Origin of the sequence: Actinophytocola sp. (assembly GCF_050699935.1) — a bacterium.
GTDB lineage: Bacteria > Actinomycetota > Actinomycetes > Mycobacteriales > Pseudonocardiaceae > Actinophytocola.
Genome location: NZ_JBOHGB010000013.1, coordinates 42717 through 61974, shown reverse-complemented (window position 1 = coordinate 61974; position 19258 = coordinate 42717). Strand labels below are relative to the sequence as shown.

The 19258-nt window shown below is 68.3% G+C and carries 6 protein-coding genes; all 6 read right to left on the bottom strand.

From position 1 onward, the window contains the following. Positions 1-61: 61 nt before the first annotated feature. Positions 62-1696: an MFS transporter gene (locus tag ACRDTB_RS07710; protein ID WP_431429303.1), complete on the bottom strand. Its 1635-nt coding sequence runs from the start codon at positions 1694-1696 to the stop codon at positions 62-64. Beyond that, positions 1666-6846: an SDR family oxidoreductase gene (locus tag ACRDTB_RS07705; RefSeq protein ID WP_431429302.1), complete on the bottom strand. Its 5181-nt coding sequence runs from the start codon at positions 6844-6846 to the stop codon at positions 1666-1668. Before ACRDTB_RS07705 ends, ACRDTB_RS07710 begins: the two co-directional genes overlap by 31 nt. After that, entirely contained in the window at positions 6843-8069 is a 1227-nt protein-coding gene (locus ACRDTB_RS07700; RefSeq protein ID WP_431429301.1) for an acyltransferase domain-containing protein, read from the bottom strand. Before ACRDTB_RS07700 ends, ACRDTB_RS07705 begins: the two co-directional genes overlap by 4 nt. A 34-nt stretch (positions 8070-8103) precedes the next feature. Beyond that, a complete protein-coding gene (locus ACRDTB_RS07695) occupies positions 8104-8919 on the bottom strand; it encodes a cytochrome P450 (RefSeq protein WP_431429300.1) in 816 nt (271 codons plus the stop codon). Positions 8920-9295: 376 nt separating this feature from the next. Next, a complete protein-coding gene (locus ACRDTB_RS07690) occupies positions 9296-11011 on the bottom strand; it encodes a thioester reductase domain-containing protein (RefSeq protein WP_431429299.1) in 1716 nt (571 codons plus the stop codon). Next, on the bottom strand, positions 11008-19107 hold the full coding sequence (locus ACRDTB_RS07685; RefSeq protein ID WP_431429298.1) for an amino acid adenylation domain-containing protein: 8100 nt from the start codon (positions 19105-19107) through the stop codon (positions 11008-11010). The genes ACRDTB_RS07690 and ACRDTB_RS07685 overlap by 4 nt, the downstream gene beginning before the upstream one ends. Between the last annotated feature and the right edge of the window lie 151 nt (positions 19108-19258).

Sequence of the window (19258 nt, the reverse complement as noted above, 5' to 3'; positions counted from 1 at the left end):
CACTCCTCACCGCCGACAATCGTCCGGCTCGTCAACGTGAATAAAAACCCTGGAAACCGCATCACTCGCTCAACGCCGACTCGTGGAGGTCAGCTCTGCGAATCAGACCGTAGGCGATCAACGCGCCCACCGCGCAGACAACGGCACAAACCAGCATAACGGAGCCGAACGAATCCACGAACACGGCGCGAGCAGCGTCGGCGACCTGCCCGCTGGTGTCCGGGAACGCTCCGGCGGGCAGTTCGTTGCCGGCCCCGGACGCGATCGCGTGGCCGACTTCCCGGCTGTCTCCGGGACCGGCCAGGTCGGCCGCGAGCGGAGAGGCATCGACGTTGGTCACCACCCTGGACTGGAACAGGGCACCGAAGGCCGCGACGCCGAACGCCACACCGACCTGCTGGAAGGTCTCGCCGATACCCGTGGCCATGCCGGCCTTCGCGGGTTCCACGACGCCGACGGTCACCGTGGACCGGGGTGGGTTGAACATGCCCATCCCGATGCCCATCACGATCATGCTCGGCAGCAGGGCGAGCCACGAGTCGTCCGGGGAAACCGTCGCGATCAGGCCCATGCCGACGGCGATGAACAGGATGGACGTGCCCAGCAACATGCCGGGTGGGAACCGGGTCACGACTCCGCCGGTCGCCGCGGCGACCACGAACAGCACGAGCGTCAGCGGCAGCAGCCGCAACCCCGCCTCGAGCGCCGAGTAGCCGAGCACGTTCTGGAGGTAGGAGACCTCCAAGAAGATCGCGGCGAGGCTGGTGGCGTTGGACAGGAAGGTCGCCGCCGACAGGCCGACGAACGTCCGGTTCCGGAACAGGCTCAGATCGAGCATGGCCGCGTCACGGCGCCGGGCCTCGATGATGGCGAAGACCACGAGCAGCAGCCCGCCGGCGACGAGCATGGACAGCACCGCGGTGCTGGTCCAGCCGAACGTCCCGCCACGGAGGAACCCGAGGACGAGCAGGACCAAGGCCGCGCTGAACACAGCCAGACCGGGCCAGTCCACGCCCGCCGAGGCACCCGGCCGCATCTCCCGCAGTCGCGACATGCTGAGCACCAGGAGCACCACGCCGACCGGAAGGTTGACCAGGAAGATCCAGCGCCAGTCGGCCTCGGTCAGCAGACCACCGAGCGCCGGTCCGAACGCCAGCGCGAGGCCGGTGACCGCACCGAAGATGCCGAACGCCTGCCCGCGTTCCTTGCCGGTGAACTCCTGCGCGATCAACGCCGGCGCCACGGCGAACAGCACGGCCGCACCGATGCCCTGGACGCCGCGTGCGACGTTGAGCATGACCATGCCCTGTGCCGCACCGGCGACCACGGACGCGATGGTGAAGATCACGAGCCCGGCACTGAACACGCGCTTCCGGCCGAGTCGGTCCGCCAGCGAGCCGCCGGTCAGCAGGAACGCGGCGAGGGCGAGGGTGTACGCGTCGATCACCCATTGCTGGGCGGAGAGGTTGGCGCGCAGGTCCACGCGGATGTCCGGGAGCGCGACGTTGACCACTGTCACGTCGAGCATCAGCATGAAGGTCGCGACGCACGCCACGCCGAGCGTCCACCAACGCACGGACCTCCGGGCCGTCGACGTGGCCTCGTCCAACGAGGATCCAGGGGCGGCTTCGGTCGCCATGCGTTGCTCCCTATTTCGCGACGGTGTCATGACGACGCCGCCATCGTTGTCAGCCATGCCGCGGATGCGACGTCATAGGTTTCCCGGGCAACGGACGAAATACCGTCGATTCGGATCAGCATCGTGCCGTCCGACGCGGTCGCCACACAGCTTCCGGTTTCACCTTCAGCGCCGGGATGGTGTCGCAACACGATTGGCGCCGTACTCCGACTTCCCCATTCCCGATCGTTTCCCGCCAGGTGGATCTCGACCGCGCGAAGCTCGGTCGGCACTTTCAGTGTGATCTTTCCGTCGTTCCCGCCGTCGAGCACCGATGTGCGCAGTAGCGCATCAATGGTCACGCTCGGCACCATGAATTCGTCGAAACGGCCACCATCGGCGGGAAGTGTGAACAGTGCGGAGCCACCTTCATCGTGCAGTCGGACATCGTGCAGGCCCGCGAAAACGCCGCGCAGCCGCAACGAGCCGTCGAGTTGGTAGACGTCTCGCACCGCTACGCCCGTCGGACGTGGATCGCCAACCGGGGCAACGGCGTCGGGCGCGGGTGCGAGCCTCACGGTCATCCGCGCGTGCTCCCGGGACGGCACCGGTCCAGCCGGCGGGCTGCTCAGTCGCACGTGCACCGCATCCCCGACCCGGGTCGCGACCACCGCGACGCTGCGGGGCCAGTGGGAACGGAGCGCACGGATGAACGACGACAACACCATGTCCGTGAAGCGGACCGGGAGCAGCCCCGGCGCCAGGGCCACGGCGGCCTCCGCTGCGATTTGCAGCATCACGGCCGCCGGCACGGTCGGCCGGTCGTCCACCAGGTGATCCAGGAGCCATGGATGCTCGTCCAGGTCCAGTCGGCAGAGCCAGGCTCGTTCGTCGCCGTCGTGGCGGGGCGGAACGGTGAGAAACACCGGTGGCCGGTGGGGTGTGGACTCGCCCGCCCGGTCCCGTAGGCCGGGAGCGTTGCGGTGCAGGGTCCGCCATTCCGTCTCGCCCAGCCATGCGCAGGCCAATGCCGGCCCGTCGAGAGCAGTCCGGCCCGCGAGCTCGGCCCGGAAGAACTGCGCCCCCTGCTCGTCGGTCAGCCGCGTGAAGTCGGCCAGCCCGCTGGTGAACGGCGACCCGGTCGCGTAGCCAGACGCCATCCCGGACTCCACCCACAGCCCGGAGACGAGCGCGAGTTCGTCTCGGCCATCGGCGCGCGCGGCCGCGGCGGTCAGCATCAGGTACTCGTTGGCCGCCTGGTAGTCCACCTCACCCCGCATCCCGATGAAGGCGCCGACGGAGCTGAGCCCGCACCAGAGCGCAGGCGGTCGGGTGGCCAGCGCGGCGCGCAGGTTGCGGTCCCCCAGCACCTTCACGTCACGAACGAGCCGGTAGTCGGCGAGACTCTTGCGGGTGAGCGCTGCGCTGCGGACCAGACCGGCGCCGTGCACGACGACGTCGATTCGGTCGTCCACCCGCAGAATCTCGTCCACGACGGCGTGCACCGCGGCCGCGTCCCGCACGTCGCAGCGACGGTAGTGGACGCGATCAGGGCCGAATCGCCGCCGCAACTCGAGCATCGTCGTCGTCCGTTCGGCCGCACGTACCGCGTCCTCGTACCGCTGGTTCAGCGCGGCCAGACTCTCGCCGGGGTGACGGGCCAGCAACTCGCGCAGGGCTTCCGGCTTGTCCGGTAGTTCGGCGGGCGTGTCCAGGTCGGGCTCTGGCGCGGTGCCGACCAACCAGACGCCGCGTGGGGCCGCGCCCGCGAGCAGTTCTCGCACGAGGCGAGCAGTGATCCCGCGCGCACCTCCGGTGGCCAGCAGTACCGGTTCGGGATCGACACCGACGGGTGCGGAGGGATCGGGCGGCGCCAGCGGACGCGGGATCAGCTCGTACCGCGCGCCACCGCGCAAGTAGGCAACCGGCAGGTGCCGGTGCCGGCCACTCTCGGCTCCCAGTTCGGCCAGCTCGGCCGACATCTCGGCCGAGTCGGTCACCACGGCGAACGCCAGGCAGTCCGGCAACTCCCGTTCCAGGCTTCGCACGAGTCCGGAGTAGAGACCTGTCACGGGCCGGGGCACCGCACCGGCGAAGCCGTCGGTGACGAGTACACCGACGCTGCCACCCGCGCTCAACGACGCCGCGAGCGCACGGACCGTCGCGAAGGCGACGTCGTTGAGCGCCAGGAGTGTGTCGAACGCCCGGCCCGCGTCGAGCGCGATCCGGACATGTCGAAGGTCCACGTCGGCCAGGATGTGCTCGATGTCGGACGGGTCGGTGTCCGGGCCGAGCACCAGACCGGTCTGTGTGCCGAACGCGGTGGGGTCGTCGGTGACGACGACGCAGTCGGCGGGAATCGCCGGCAGCGCGGCCCGCGCCGGCAGCGCGGGGGTGGGCACCAGTTCCAGCACGTGCCGCTCGAGCTGGTCCCGCAGGTCGCCACCGGTGGCATCCCCAGCAGGGTCGGGCACGGTGACGACAACCGACGCCGTGTGGTTGTCCTCCTGTGTGTGAAGGACTGTTCGACCTGGTTCGCCGTGCAGGGTGCGCAACAGCTCGACGGCACCCTCTGCGCCGTGGTGCACCCGGTCACCGCCTGCCCGGCGTTTCACGGGTCGTGCCCGCGATCGGTCGACCTCGACGACCGCCAGCTCGGTCAGGGGCAGCTCGCGTGCGGTGCTGCGCCGAGTGAGCACCACCCCCAGCGCACCCTCGGCTGGTTCTCGACCGTCCCGGGGAGCCACCTGTGCTGCCGCCGCGGCGACACCGATCACGAACGCGACGTCGATCTCGTCGTCGCGCAGCGACCGGGCGGCGGTCACGAGTGCTGAGTTGAACGAGTCGAGACCGGCGTCGAACGCCATGTTCGGCCCGTTCAGGTTCAGCCGCTGCGCCACGCGGGCCGGGATGATGTTCGGCATCAAGCCTGGATAGGAGTCCTCGGTCGCGGCCGGCGTCGCGTGGCGCACAGGCGTGGCGACGCGCTCGGCAAACCGTTCGATACGTCCCTCGGCGCGAGCGGCGAGATCGTCGAGGTAGGCCCGGGTGTCGTGCAGCACGGCGGCGGTGGTCGGGCCACTGTGTCCCACGAACACACCGCTGCGGACCGCGACATCGCTGTCGCCGAACCAGTCGCCCGCCAGATCGTCGGCACACCGGACCGCGATCACCTGGCTTCGGTCCATGGCCGCGATCGCCGAGGGGGCGAGGCGCAGGTCCATCGGTGCGGGCACCGAGTAGTCCGCACCGAATCGGGCCGACCATTCCGCGGGGCCACCGCGCAGCCAGCGCCGCACCTGCTCGTGGTCGGGATCGTCGGGCAGATGTGCTGCCCAGCCGGCCACCACCACCGGATCGGTCCCGGGCGGCACGGCCGGCTCGGTGCGGGCTGGAGGGACCGGGCTGATGTCCGTGAGCAGCAGGTGACCGTTGGTACCGCCGAAACCCATCGCCGAGACCCCGACGATGCGTGCACGCTCCCCCGCCGGCCAGGCGACATCTCGGGTCGGAACGGACAACGCGGAATCATCGAGCCCGCCGGGCAGCTGGGTGAAGTGCCGCTGTGCCGGAATGACGCCGTGCCGCAGCGCCAGCAGGGCATGAATGGCCGACACCGCCCCTGCCGCCCAGCCGGGGTGCCCGACGACCGACTTGTTGGACGACACGGTCCACGCGCGCCCCGACTCGGCGCGCTCGAGGAGGACCGACAGTTCGGTCCGGTCCCCCGCCGGGGTCCCGGTCGCGTGCGCGATGAGCCAGTCGATGTCGGCTGGACCGATGCCGGCTGCTTCCCACGCCCGGTGCAACGCCAGCCGCTGGCCGACGGGGTTGGGTGCGTAGATCGCCTTACCGCGGCCATCGGAGGAGCCACCGAATCCCGCGACGTAGCCGAGCACCGTGTCGCCGTCAGCGCTGGCCCGTGCCGCCGTCTTGAGTACCAGCACGGCCGCGCCGTCGGTGAACAGCACCCCGTCGGCTCCGCTGTCCAACGGACGCACCACACCGGAACGGGACAATCCACGAAGCTTGGAGAACAGCACGAGGTTCTGTATGCCGACGACGAAGGCGCCGCCACACACAGCCACGTCGGCTTCGCCCGCACGCAGTGCTCTCGCGCCGATGTCGATGCTGTACAGGGAAGACGAGCATGCCGTGTCCAGCACGACGATCTCGGTGTCCGCGGGGAGGTCGGCCGCGGCCCTGCGGGCGATGCGATACGGCAGCATACGTTCCGGGTCGTCGGTGGCCAGCGGGTACAGCTCACGCAGGAGATCACGTGTCGCGCCGGGGTCGGTCTCGCCGAGCAGCCGGCGCACCTGCCGAACGACCAGGCTCTGCTCCAGGTGCTGGCTGCCGTCTGCGGTCAGCCCGACGGCGAACAGATGACGGTCGGATTCACCGGTGCGCACTGGCGCCATGGCTTGCGTGATGCTGTGACGCAGCCACATCACGGCGAAGTCGTCACTCGGCGGAGCGTCGTCCGCGGGCATGAACCCGGACACTCGACTGTACGTCCGATCCGGGTCGGTGGGATCGGGTGACCAGACGTTGTCGATGTCAATCCGCCCCTGGGGCTCACCGAAGACTGTCCGTTCGGAGTGCAACAGCTGCCACAAGTCTTCCGGCGAGCTCGCGTGCGGTAGAGCCAGCCCCATACCGACGACGACAACCGCGTCCGGGTCGGCACGTTCGTCTACAGTAGACCTTTCTGCGATGTTCCGGTGCTCGCCTGCCGGTACTCGGTCCAGTACTCGGTCCACTGGTGTCGGCGCCGCGAGGGAAGCGTCCACGACCAGACACTGACCGCGAACCGGGGTCGCCGAGGCCGAGGTCAGGAAGGCCACCGCCGCGCCGACCGCGTCGCTGACCGCGCGGTCCTGTGGTCCGATCACCGCGACTGCGTTCAACCGAATCGCTTCGCTGAGCCGTTCGACGGCTGCGCGCAGGACAGCCGGCCCGCCGTGCGGGGGCCAGTCGCCCGGGGCTTCGGTACGGGTGTCGGCGACGATTACGGCGGGGATGTCGGGGCGGCCAACGAGATGCCGATGGATCTCCGGCAACGGATACCCGACCGGGTCAGCCACATGCACCGATGTCACCCCAGCTTGGATCTCCTCCCCCGGTGATGCCCGAAGCACCTGCTTGCCGACCGCGGCCAAGGCATCCGCTACCGAGGTCGCGAGCGAGCCCGCGATGCCGACCACCGCGAGCGTGTCCTCACTCATCGGGTGGTGGCCTCGACATCGAGGGAGTCGACGACCATCGCGGCGAGTTCGGCCAAGGTTGTGTGTGCGAGAAACCGACTGTCGTTCGTCGACGGCGGTATGTCGAACTCCGTGCCTACCCGGCCCAGCATCTCGGACCGCTTGAGCGAGTCGATGCCGAGTTCGGCCTCGAGGTCGGCGTCTGGTTCCACCGCCTCCAACGGGTACTGCAGTGCGGTCGCGTATAGCACACGTAGCCGCTCGGTCACGTCGGCGAGGTCCGATGCGGCGGGCGCTGGTTCGGCGGTCACCTCCGGGGACGTCGGTGCCGCCGGTGCGGATATCTCGACCGCACCTCTTACGTTCACGTCCGGCACACTTGCGAGGACCAGCGCTCCCAGCCCGCTGCGGCCACATTCGACAACGGTCCGCAGGCCGTGCGCGTGCAGCGTGCGGATCGCGGTGACGAAGTCGATCGGCGTCGTCAGGTGCGCAACCAGCAGCGCGACCAGGTCGTCGGTGTCGTCGAGATACTTGCCGAGCAGCGGTGAGTAGACCTGCGACCGCAACGGTTTCTGTCGAATCGGTGCGGCGGACTCGGCGAACTCCACGGCTGCGAGTGCCATGCCCGGGGAGTGGTACGCGTATGGCGCGGGAAGCTGCGCGGACCGTACGCCGAGTGCGTCGGCTACCTGGCGGGCCGCGGTCAGCGCAGGATCCGGGCCGGCCACGACCGTACGCGCCGGACTGTTGTGCAGGACCACTGCGACCCGACGGTCACCGATCGCACCGACCAGGTGCGCGGCACGATCGGCAGGCAGGTCGATGGCGAGCATCCCGCCGGGCTCAGTCACGCAGGCGTCCAACGCTACCGATCGATGGCACACCAGCCGGGTGGCGTCAGCGAGTTCGAACGCACCCGCGACGGTGAGCGCGGCCAACTCGCCGAGGCTGTGGCCGACGAGCACGTCCGGGTGGTCCACACGTGCCGCGCGGTGATACTCGCCCACCGCGGCGGCGAACACCAGCAACTGCAGGGTGAATGGATCTGTGGCGGAAAGTTCGGTCGCCGTCGGCGCCGCCGGGTCGAGCAGGTGTTCGCGCGTAGCGGGTCGGCCGAACTCGACACCTGTCGCGTCCACGGCATCGAGTACCCGGTCGATGTCCGGATCTCCGGATTCTTGGGCGAACATCCCGGGTCGGTAGGCACCCTGGCCAGCGAACAGGAACGCCGTCTTGGACACGCGGAAGCCTTTCGTTGTCGCTACTGGCTGCTCGTCACCATTCGACCGGCAACTCACGAACGCCGTAGAGCACCATGTCGTCGCGGAAGCGGAGGTTTTCGATCAGCTGTGTCACCCGCAATGTGGGGATGCGGCCGAACAGCCCGGAGAACACCGTGGACAGTTCGACGCGGGCCAGGGTGAGCCCAATGCATTTGTGGAAGCCGTGCCCGAAGGCGAGGTGTTTGTGTGGCGCGGTTCGATGTATGTCGAACACATCCGGATCAGCGAACTCGCTGCCGTCCCGGTTCGCCGCGTTGAGCATCACGAGTACCCCGTCGCCCGCCCGGACCAGTGTGCCGTCGATCTGCGTGTCACGAGTCGCGGCCCGAGGCAGGCCGGCGTGGTTGATCGACAGAAAGCGCAGCATCTCCTCGACCGCTGCCAGCATCAACGAGGGATCCGCGCGTAGCTCGGCGAGCTGCTCGGGATGCTGCAACAGAGTCAGCGTGCCCAGGCCGATCATCTGCGCCATGGTGTCGTAGCCGGACAGGACCAACAGCGCGGTCAGCCCGACCAGTTCCTCATGGCTGAGCCAGCCGACCTGCTCGAACTTGTTCAGCCTGCCGAGCAGGTCATCCTTGGGCTGCCGCTTTTTCGTGGTGACGAGGCGATCGAAGTACGCCATCAGTTCGGCAGCCGCCTCCGTGGTGCGCTCCGGAGGGGTACTGCGGTCCAGGACGATGTCGGTGAGTCCGATGAAGATCTCCTGGTCGCCCAGCGGCACGTTCAGAAGTTCACAGATCATGGTCGCGGCCATGGGATACGCCAGGTCGGCCACGAGGTCCGCTGACGTGCCCTTCGTGAGCATTCCGTCGATCAGGTCGTCCAGGACGACTTGCATCCGCGGACGCAGTACCTCCATCCGGCCGATGAGGAACTCACGAGTGACGAGACGTCGTAGCCGAGGATGGTCCGGCAGGTCAAGCTGTAGGAAGAAGCCGGGCGGTGGCGGGACGTCACCGGACATGTAGCTGGGGAACCCGGGCGTGCGGGGGTCGGAGCTGAAGCTCGGGTCAGTGAGGACTGCGACACAGTCCTTGTAGCGAGTCACTACCCAGGCCGGCCCGCGCGGGGTGCGCACGCGGAACACAGGCTGTTCGTTGCCGAGCTCGCGGTACCGCGGAGGCGGATCGAGCGGGTGGCTACGCGGCATCGGGAATTCGGGTAATACGGACGTCATCAGGTCATACTCCGTTTGCATCGGCGGTGCCGGTATCAGATGTGGGCGGTGCGGGCAGGTAGCCGATCGAGATGAAGTAACGCAGGTACAGGTCCATGAGTTCACGATCCACGGGCCGCACTTCGATGCCCGATCCGGCCAATGCGGCGTCGAGCCGCGTCGAGTCGAAGACCGGTCGGCTCCCCGCAAGGCCGATCTCTTCCGAGGGGCGGTCCGGATCGAACAACGGGACATAGGGCGCCAACTCGTTGTCCGCACCGCGCTCGACCACGGTGACGAGTTCCTCGCGCCATCGCGGGTAGGGCAGCAGCCGCAACGGATAGCCGAACTCGATGATGTGGTCCACGATCTCGTCCATGTCGACCGTGCGTGCCCCGGGGAGGTGGTACGTCTGAGGTTCGGCACCGGACAGGGCGATGTGCGCCACCGCTTGTGCGCAGTAGTCGACCGGTACGAACTCCAGCCGGAAGTCGTAGCGCATCGCCGCGCCGAGCTGGATCCAGCCGCGGATCAGGTGGTTGATGAAGGTGTCGGTGGCGCAGGCGCCCGTGTCCTGGGCCCCGGTGAGTGCTCCGGGGCGGTACACCGACGCCGGAATCCCGCGGGCGCGGGCGGCGTGCATCAGGGTGTCGGCGACCCATTTGGTTTGCCGGTACCCACCCACCACCCCGTCGGGTCCGGGCAGTGCGTCCTCAGTCCACGTCACGTCGCCGAGCACGCCCGGGAAGGCGCCGGTCGAGCAGATGTAGTGCACGGGCTTGATCCGTGTCTTGCCCGCCAGCCGCAGGACCTCGATGGTGCCGAGCACGTTGACCGGCTTCGCCTGCTGGTACGGGATGGTCCAGCGGGAGTCGGCCGCGTTGTGGACGATCAGGTCCGCGTCTCGCGCGAGGTCGTGATACGTCGCACGGTCCAGCCCGAGGTACGGCCGCCCGATGTCCCCGGGGACTCCTCGCAGGCGACGCTCGTCACCGTCCTGCCAGAGGCCGTAGGTCTCCATGTTCCTGCGCACTCGCGCCGTGACGTCATCACTGTCGCGTCCTCTGGCGAGCACGATCAGTTCGGCGTCGCATCGGTTGATCAGCTCGCGCACCAGGTAGGCACCGGTGTATCCGGTACCACCGGTGAGCACGATGCGGTCGTACGGCGCTGCGGACGCCGGCTCGGCGGTCGAGTCGGGTCGAACATCGTCAGGCAGTACGGCTGCCAAACGCAGTCGCGCGGGCTCGATCCCACGAGTGCCTGCCCCGTCGAGCTGCTCCTGGTCGGCTGTGTCGTCGATCATCGTCACCAGTCGGCCGATGGTCGGGTTCTCCAGGAACCGGCGCAGGTCGACGCGAATCTCGAAGGTGTCCCGGACGCCGGCCGCCATGCGCATCACCAGCAGCGAGTTGCCGCCGAGCTCGAAGAAGTTCGTCTCCACGCCGACCGAAGGCACGTCGAGCATGTCCTGCCAGATCACGGCCAGTCGGGCCTCCACGTCGGTGCGCGGGGCCACGTATGCGTCGGTGTCGGGTTGCTCCCGGTCGACGTCTCGCAAACCGCGACGGTCCACTTTGCCGTTCGGTAGCTTCGGCAGCTCTGGCAGCACCACGAAGCGAGAGGGCACCATGGCGTCCGGCAGGTGGGTTCTGGCGAACCCACGCAGATCGGCTTTCAGGGTGCCGCCCGATGAGGTGGCCAGGGGGTTGTTGCCGAACAAGACGTCCGCAGCAATCACGCACCGGCCTCCGTTCCCTCGAAGTACGCGTCCACGGTGAGCGGGGATCCGTTGGCCGGCACGGCCAACCGCACCGTCCGACCGGCTTGCGAAGCCGCGTCCACGAGCTCTTCGGGATGTACGGCATCCCTGTCGTCGGTGTTCCACAGAGACCGCTCCACGTCCCACACGGTTGACTCAGCAGGAAGTCCGGTGAGCAGTCGCGCCGCGGCGGCGTGGCGCACCAGACGGCGGTTGGGTACGCCGGTGACGAGCAACGACTCATTCGTTTCCTTGAGCACGCTGCTCAGGTCGTCGAGCCCGGCCCAGTCGACTCGCGCGACGGGTGGCGCGGCGGTAGCGGATCCCACGTGCAGGGTCACGTCGTAGCGGAACGCGGTCAGCTCGTTGTCCGCCCAGCCCCGCTTGACGTCGACGTGGACGTCCCCGGTGTCCGCCGAGTCCCCGGCGAACTGGCGGAAGAACGTCGGTGACAGGCAGAGCTCCGGCTCGTCGCGGACGTGGCGCGCGATCGTCGTCCGCACCTGCTCGACCGGTTGCAGCACCGGCGCGCGACGCAGTGCCACCGATGTGTGGAACTCCGTCAGCAGTTCCAGGTGACGCACATCGCCTACGTGCACGACGCCGCCAGGACGAACGACCCTCGTCGCCTCGGTGAGCACTCGGTGCAAGTACTGCGTGCTGGGGAAGTACTGCGCCACTGAGTTGAGCAGAACCGCGTCAAGGCCGTTCGTGGGCAACTGCGCCAGGTACTCGGGTCCACTTCGGACGAGGTGTACGTGTTCCGGCAGCGGACGTGCACCCAGGCATCGGGCCGCGGCCGACAGCGCGGCCGCGGAGATGTCCACGCCATGGTATTCCGTCGTGCTGTCGACCAGTCCACGCAACACGAGGCCCACACCGACGCCCACGTCGACGACCGCCCGAGGCGAGTGCGCGCAGACACGTTCGACCGTGTGTGCCAACCATTCCCGCATCTCGTCGGCTGGAATGGGGTTCCCGGTGTAGCTGCTGACCCAACCCACGAAGTCGTCGTCCACGGCCTCGTCGGCCGTCCCATAGGTCTCCTGCCAGACCTCACCCCAGCGCCGAATGTGGGACTCTTCCACGCCGTCGTCCGCGGACATCTCGGATGGCGTGACATATGCGACCAACTCCGTGCCGGTCACGCCGTCGACCGGGACGACCGCCACGGCGTCGACGTCCGGGTGCCGGGAGAGCACGTTCTCCACCTCGTCGGGTTCGACTCGATGGCCGTGGATCTTGACCTGCCGGTCCACTCTGCCGAGGAACTCGAGCACGCCGCTCGTGCCGCGGCGCACGCGATCACCGGTGCGGTAGTAGCGGCCATCGCGCGTGGTCACGAATCGGTCGGCCGTCAGCCCGGGGCGATCGAGGTACCCCGACGCGACACCGTCGCCACCGATCCACAGCTCGCCCGCCACCCCTGCCGGAACGTCGCGGCCGTGAGCGTCCACGACACGCACCGGCGTGTTGGCGATGGGCGTTCCGATGGGTACCGCACTGTGCTCATCCGCCGGAGACAGCTCGTGCACGGTGGACCAGATCGTGGTCTCGGTTGGTCCGTACATGTTCAGCACCCGCACGCCGGGTAACGCGTCGACCAGCTTGTGTGCCAGTCCCGCCGGGAACGCCTCGCCTCCCACCAGCAGTGCACGTGTGGCCCGCAACGCGTCGAGCGCCATCGGCTCCGCGGCGATCGCCGAGCACAGCGAAGGCGTGCCCTGCATGAGCGTGACGCGGTGCCGGAGGCAAAGATCGCGCAACGTGTGCGACTGTTCCGCCACCTCGTCTTCGTGGTTGCGACGTAGGCGGTCGACCCAGGTCAGGCTCTCCAGCGCGGCGTCGGTGGACACACCGAAGTCGATGAGGCAGGCGACCTCGTCGACGCCGGCGTCGGCGAGCTGGCGCAGTAGGGGCGCACACGTCTCCGGCGAACCGAACAGCCCGGACGTCTCGAAGTATCGGTCGATCGCCTGCTCGATGACGGCATCCACATACGACTCGGCGTCCTGTTCCGGGAACTCCTGTCCGGTGGTGGCGAACATGGTCCGCCACAGTTCGGTGGAACTGCGCAGGTAGTCCCTGAACGGCGCCCTGGCCTCACGTCGGGCCTGCTGTGGATCGCCGGACATGAAGGTGTGGACCATCAGGGTGACCTGTCCGGGTCCCTCATGGCCGGCCTCACGGCGCGCCTCGCGGTACGCGGTGATCTTCTCCGCGAGCGCGTCCGGCGGTTGCCCGAGCAGATGCGTGAGCACGTTGACGCCGTGCCGACCGGCCTGCTGGAAGGTGGCAACCGTGCCCACTGACGTGAGCCACAGGGGTGGTTCGGCCTGGCGGGGCCGCGGAAAGATCCTCACCCGGACCTGCTCGCCACTGCCGCCGGTCCGCTCGACGGGGTCGCCTCGCCACAGCGCCCGGAACTGTTCGAGGTGCTCGACCATCACCTTCTTGCGCTCGGCGAAGTGGTCGGGGAAGAACACGAAGTCGTTCGAGTTCCATCCCGAGGCGAAGGCAAGACCGACCCGCCCACCGGACAGGTTGTCCACAAGGGACCATTCCTCGGCGAGCCGGACGGGGTCGTGAAGCGGACCGACGACGCTACCGCTACGCAGCGCGATGCGGTCGGTGGCGGTGGCCAGCGCGGCGGACATCACCGACGGGTTCGGATACAGCCCCCCGAACTCGTGGAAGTGTCTCTCCGGGGTCCAGATCGCTCGGAACCCGTGCGTGTCGGCGAACCGCGCCGCGTCCAGCACCAGCCGGTAGGCCTCCTGCGCACCATGCTCGCCGGCAGCGGCCGCGAAGAAGAACAGGCTGAACCCGAGCGGGTGGTCAACCTCGCCGGTGCTGTCCGGACGCACCAGGTTATGGGCGATCTGCTCCCCGGCAACCACGACGTGCGCGCCTCGGGTCAGTGGCCAGATCAGCTCCAGCACCGAGATGTCGAACGAGATGCTGGTGACGGCGAGTACGACGTCGTCGGCGCCGCAGCCAACGCGGTCGTCCATGCCGGTAAAGAAGTTGACGACGTTGCGATGGGTCACCACCGCGCCTTTGGGGGCGCCGGTGGATCCCGATGTGTACATCACGTATGCGCGGTCCTCGCCACTGCCCCGCACCGGTGCCACGGTGGCCGGCAGGTCGTCGAGCACACGCATCTCATGGTCCAGGTCGACCGCGACCGGTCCGTCGAGATCCAGCGTGCCGGACTCCCGGACAAGGCACTTGATGTCCGCGTCCGCCGCGATCGTGCGTAAGCGTGGCAACGGAAATGTCGGGTCCATCGGCACGTACGCTGCGCCGGCTTTGAGCACACCGACCAGCGCGGCGACCAACCGCACGCTCCGGCGCACGCTGACTCCCACCAGGTCGCCCGGCCGGACACCGACCTGAACCAGCCGGTGGGCGATGCGGTTGGCGGCGGCATTCAACTCGGCATAGCTGACACTGTTCTCATGGTGCGTCACCGCGGGAGCGTCGGGGGTGCGGGCGGTCTGCGCCTCGAACATCCCGTGCACCGTCGCGGTGCGGTCGTAGTCGGTGGCCGGCCCATGCCACGACGCGAGCGCCTGGTGTTCTTCCGAGGACAGCAGGTCGATGGACGAGACAGCCAGCTCCGGGTGGGCGGCGATCGTCTCCAGGGCGCGGCGGTGGTACCCGGCGAGCCGGTGGCACAGCTCTTCGGGCAGTACTGCCACATCGCAGTCCAGCCAGCCGCGTAAGGCTCCGGTGCCGGGTTCGACCAGGAAATCGACCGCCATCGGAAAGTTGGTGTCCGCGACGCTGAGTGTGGCGTCGAGTGCCGCCCGCCCGGTGCGGTAGCGCTCCCGGTGGAAGTCCATGAAGTTGACGTAGCTCCGCACCGTGCCGATCTGCGAGGACTCCCCGAGATCACGCTGGATCTGTCCGTACGGATACCGCCGGTGCGGGGCGGATCGCTGTTCCCACGCGAGCACGCGACGGGCCAACTCGAGGGGCGTGCCGCCGGTGACGTCCACGCGCAGCGGCAACGTGTTCAGGAAGACGCCGACGACCTCGTCCCCGCCGGGCTCCTCCAACCGGGCATTGGCGACCACTCCGGTCACGACCTCGTCCAGCCCGCTCACGGTGGCCAGTGCCAGTACATGCGACACGACCAGCAGCGACTTCAGCGGGAGGTCGTGTTCCTTCGACACGGCGCGCAACGTCAACGCCAGGTCGGGTGCCAGGTCCAGCTCGAACCGGCGAACCCGCGAGGTGTCGAACCGCGGCCCGTCGTGGTGTGGGACCAACGTGGTCACGGGAGCGTCGCGCAGCGTCTCGACCCAGTAGTCACGGGCGGCCGGGTCGGCGAGCGTGGCCCGTTCGGCCGCCACGAAGTCGCGATACACGGACCGCACGGGCTCCGTCGGACGCGACGTTCCCGTCCGAACAGCGTGGTAGCGATCGATGATCTCCTCGAGCAGCAGCACGTCGCTCCAGCCGTCCAGGAGGACGTGGTGCTCGATCGCGGTGAACTGGAACCCGTCCGCACCGCACGGATGCACCGCGAACCGCAGCAACGGAGGCTCGGCGACGTCGAACACGGTTCCCTTGGCGCGCTCCACGAACTGGGCGACGGCATCCGCGCGTGCATCGGCGTCGAGCTCGCCGAGATCGTCCAGCACCTCCAGCGGCACGTCCACATGAGAATGCACCAGCTGCAGTGGCTCGGAGTAGCGGGCCAGTTCGATCGAACAGCGCAGCTGTGGATGCCGGGCCACGGTTTCCCGGCACGCCGCACGAAGGTCGTCGATGTCCAGAGAGGCGGGCACCGCGACGCTGGTGACCACCCGGTAGACAGATGAGTCCTCCTGGTGGGAGCTGGCATAGAGCATGCCGGCTTGCATCGAACCGAGCGGGTACGCGTCGTCCAGGCCGTCCGGTAACAGTGCCAGGTCCGCCGCATCGAGCAGGCCGAACGGCTCGCTGCGCACCGGATCGGCGGGCACCGGGACGAGCCGCCCGGCCAGTTCCCGGATCGTCGGTCCGGCGAACAGCTCCGCGACCGTGAAGGAGAGCCGGTGGCGGCGTCCGAGCTCGGTGCGCACCTTGATCGCGAGCATCGAGTCTCCGCCGAGGGCGAAGAACGAGTCCCGCACATCCACGGCGCGCACGTCGAGCACGTCCTGCCACACCTCCGCGAGCTGGTGCTCTCGCGGGGTTTCCGGCGGTGTCGTGGACGAGTCGTCCGCCTCGGAGCGCGCGAGCCGAAGCTCACGCAACGCGCCGTGGTCGATCTTTCCGTTGGGTAGCAACGGGATTGCGTCCAACGGCAGCAGCACCGCGGGGATCATGTACGCCGGCAGCTGCTCGGCGAGGTGGCGACGCAGTTCGTCGCGGTCGAGCTCCCCGGTGCGGACCACGTGGGCAAGAATCCGGCGGGCCCCCTCGTCATCGTCCGCGACCACGACGGCCTGGCGCACCGCCGGGTGAGTGAGCAGCGCGGCCTCGATCTCGCCCGGCTCGATGCGGTAGCCACGCACCTTGATCTGGTGGTCGGCGCGGCCCAGGAACTCGAGCACGCCGTCGTCCCGCCAGCGAGCGACGTCCCCGGTGCGGTAGAGCCGGCCCGCGCCGAACGGGTTGGGAACGAACTTCTGCTCGGTCAGCTCCGACCGATGCAGGTATCCGCTGGCCACCTGTACACCGCCGATGTACAGCTCACCAGGTACGCCGATCGGTACGCGCCGACCACCACCATCCAGGATGTGGATCTGCGTGTTCGCGACCGGGCGACCGATAGGTACCGTTCGCGGATCGGTCCCCGGCCGGCATTCCCACGCGGTGACGTCGACCGCCGCCTCTGTGGGGCCATACAGATTGTGCAGCCGGACGCCGACCGGGAAACGTGCGAAAAACTTCTCCACAGTGGACGAACGAAGCGCCTCGCCGCTGCAGAAGACGTGCCGCAGCGTGCCGAGGTCATGCGCGCCGTGCTCCTGCAGGAACAAGTCCAGCATCGACGGGACGAAGTGCAGCACGGTGATGCCGTCGTCGGCCACGGCACGGGCCACCAGGTCGGGATCCCGTTGCGCGCCGGGGTCCAGCATCCGCAGCACACCGCCCGTGATCAATGGCAGGAAGAACTCCCACACCGACACGTCGAAGCCGAAGCTCGTCTTCTGCAGGACCCGGTCGCTCGCGTCGACGCCGTAGTCGTCGCGCATCCACGCGAGCCGGTTGCAGATGCCCCGATGCGGCACCACGACGCCCTTCGGCTGTCCGGTGGACCCCGAGGTGTAGATCACGTATGCGGCGTCGTCCGGTCCGGTCGCCACGTCGGGTGCGTGCGCGGCGGGCAGGTCCGGCAGCACGGTGTCGACCGGTACGACGACCGGGGCGTCGAGGGCCGGCAGTGTCGAGCGGGTCAGAACGACGTGGACCCTGGCGTCCTCGATCTGAAACCGCAGCCTCGCCCGAGGTAGCTCTGGGTCCAGCGGCAGGTACGCCGCACCCGCACGAAGGATCGCCAGCAGGGAGACGACCAACTCCGGCGAACGCACGTCGCGTACCCCGACGATGTCGCCGGGCCGTACGCCCAGTCCGGCGAGATGCGACGCGAGTCGATCTGCCCGATCGAGGAACTCGGCATAGGTCAACGTGCCGTCGGCCGCGCTGATCGCTACGGAGTCCGGAGTCCGCGCGGCTTGTGCCGCAACCAGTTCGGGAAGCGTGTCGGACAGGTCGTAGTCGCGGGCGGTGTCGTTGAAATTCGTCTCGAGCAGTGTCCGCTCGCGCGATTCGAGCAATTCCAGCGCGTTGACCAGGGTACCATCGCGCGCCGCGAGAAAGGTTTCAAGAAAAGCGGCGAATCTATTGTGGTGCCTGTTCACGTCGGAGCGGCCGAAGGCCGACGCGACGGCACTCACATCCAGTCCCAGCGTGCTTTCCGACACCCCGCCGTAGAAATCGAATGACAAGCCCCGTACCGGGCCGACCGAGAGCTGTCTAATTGCGCCGATGCTGTCCCCGAAGCGCAACGATTCGTCGAACTGAATCACATTCGCGACCACGGTCGGCAGGTCGCTGTCCGGCCGCGCGGCTCGGAGCGACCGGTACAGCTCCTCACCCCTGAAGCGCTGATGACCGAGCAGGTCACGTATCGCCGCACCAGTCTGCGTCACGAGTGCGGCGAGCGTCGTGTGGTCCGGCACGGAGAGCCGCAACGGGAGTTCGTTGGACACCATCGCCGGCGTGGTCAGCGCGAGCCGGGTGGTGCGTGAGCGCACCGGGAAGCCGATGACAAGGTCGTCACGTCCAGTGAGCCTGTGCAGGTAGGCCGCCAGGGCCGCGATCACGAGCACGGACCAGTGCGTATCCCGCGCCGCGGCGGCGCTGTGCAGTATCCGCATGGGCACACCGGTCTGTGGCCCGGCCCGCAACACGCCGCCGGCCTGGTCCGGAGCGCCCCCGAGGTCGAGCTTTTCCGGCGCGTCCACCATGCGGTTCCACCAGTACGCTCGGTCGACACTCTGTTCCGCGGATACCGCATAGGCGCGGGCTTCGTCCGCGAGATCACCGAGCCCACCGAACGGGCGGCGTGGCGGCTGCCGTTCCTCCGCGAGTGCCGAGTACACCCGCGCCAGCCGGCGCCAGTAGAGGACCTGCCCGTAACCGTCCATCACGAGGTGGTGGTATCGCAGATAGAACAGATGCCGGTCGGGGGTGAGCCGGAACAGTGCGAGCCGCACTAGCTTGTCCGTACCCAGCCGCAACGGTGTCGCGACGTCGTCTTCCATCCAGGCGAGGGCCGCGGCCTCGGCCGACTCCGTTGCCGCGAGGTCGATGGTCTCCAAGCGGATGAGCCCCGGATCGGCGAGGCGAGCCGAGACACCGGATGAACCGTCGCCATACCCGGTGTCCGGGCGCAGCCGCAGAGCCTCACACTCGTCATCGACGGTTTCGATGGCCCGGGCGAACAGATCGGGCCGGAACGGCCCCCGTAGATCGAGATACCCGGCACAGTTGAACTGTGGATTTTCTGGGTCTATCTCGTGTGCGGTCCAGACTTCGGATTGCGCGGCTAAAAGCCTTAACTCGTCGGTCAACGGCATGTGTATAGAGCCCCTCGATGCAGCCAATCCGGACGAAGCTCACCATCTACGCACGCCTCTTGGATCGCTCCATTCCCCTACACTGCAGGTAGTGTTCTAGTTGAACCCGACTTCAAGTCAACCTCGGGCGCACAATCGAAATTCA

Excerpts from the sequence above, each read along its gene's own strand:
- ACRDTB_RS07705 (WP_431429302.1), bottom strand. The coding sequence starts at position 6,846 with ATGAGTGAGGACACGCTCGCGGTGGTCGGCATCGCGGGCTCGCTCGCG.
- ACRDTB_RS07710 (WP_431429303.1), bottom strand. The coding sequence starts at position 1,696 with ATGGCTGACAACGATGGCGGCGTCGTCATGACACCGTCGCGAAATAGG.
- ACRDTB_RS07695 (WP_431429300.1), bottom strand. The coding sequence starts at position 8,919 with ATGCTCACGAAGGGCACGTCAGCGGACCTCGTGGCCGACCTGGCGTAT.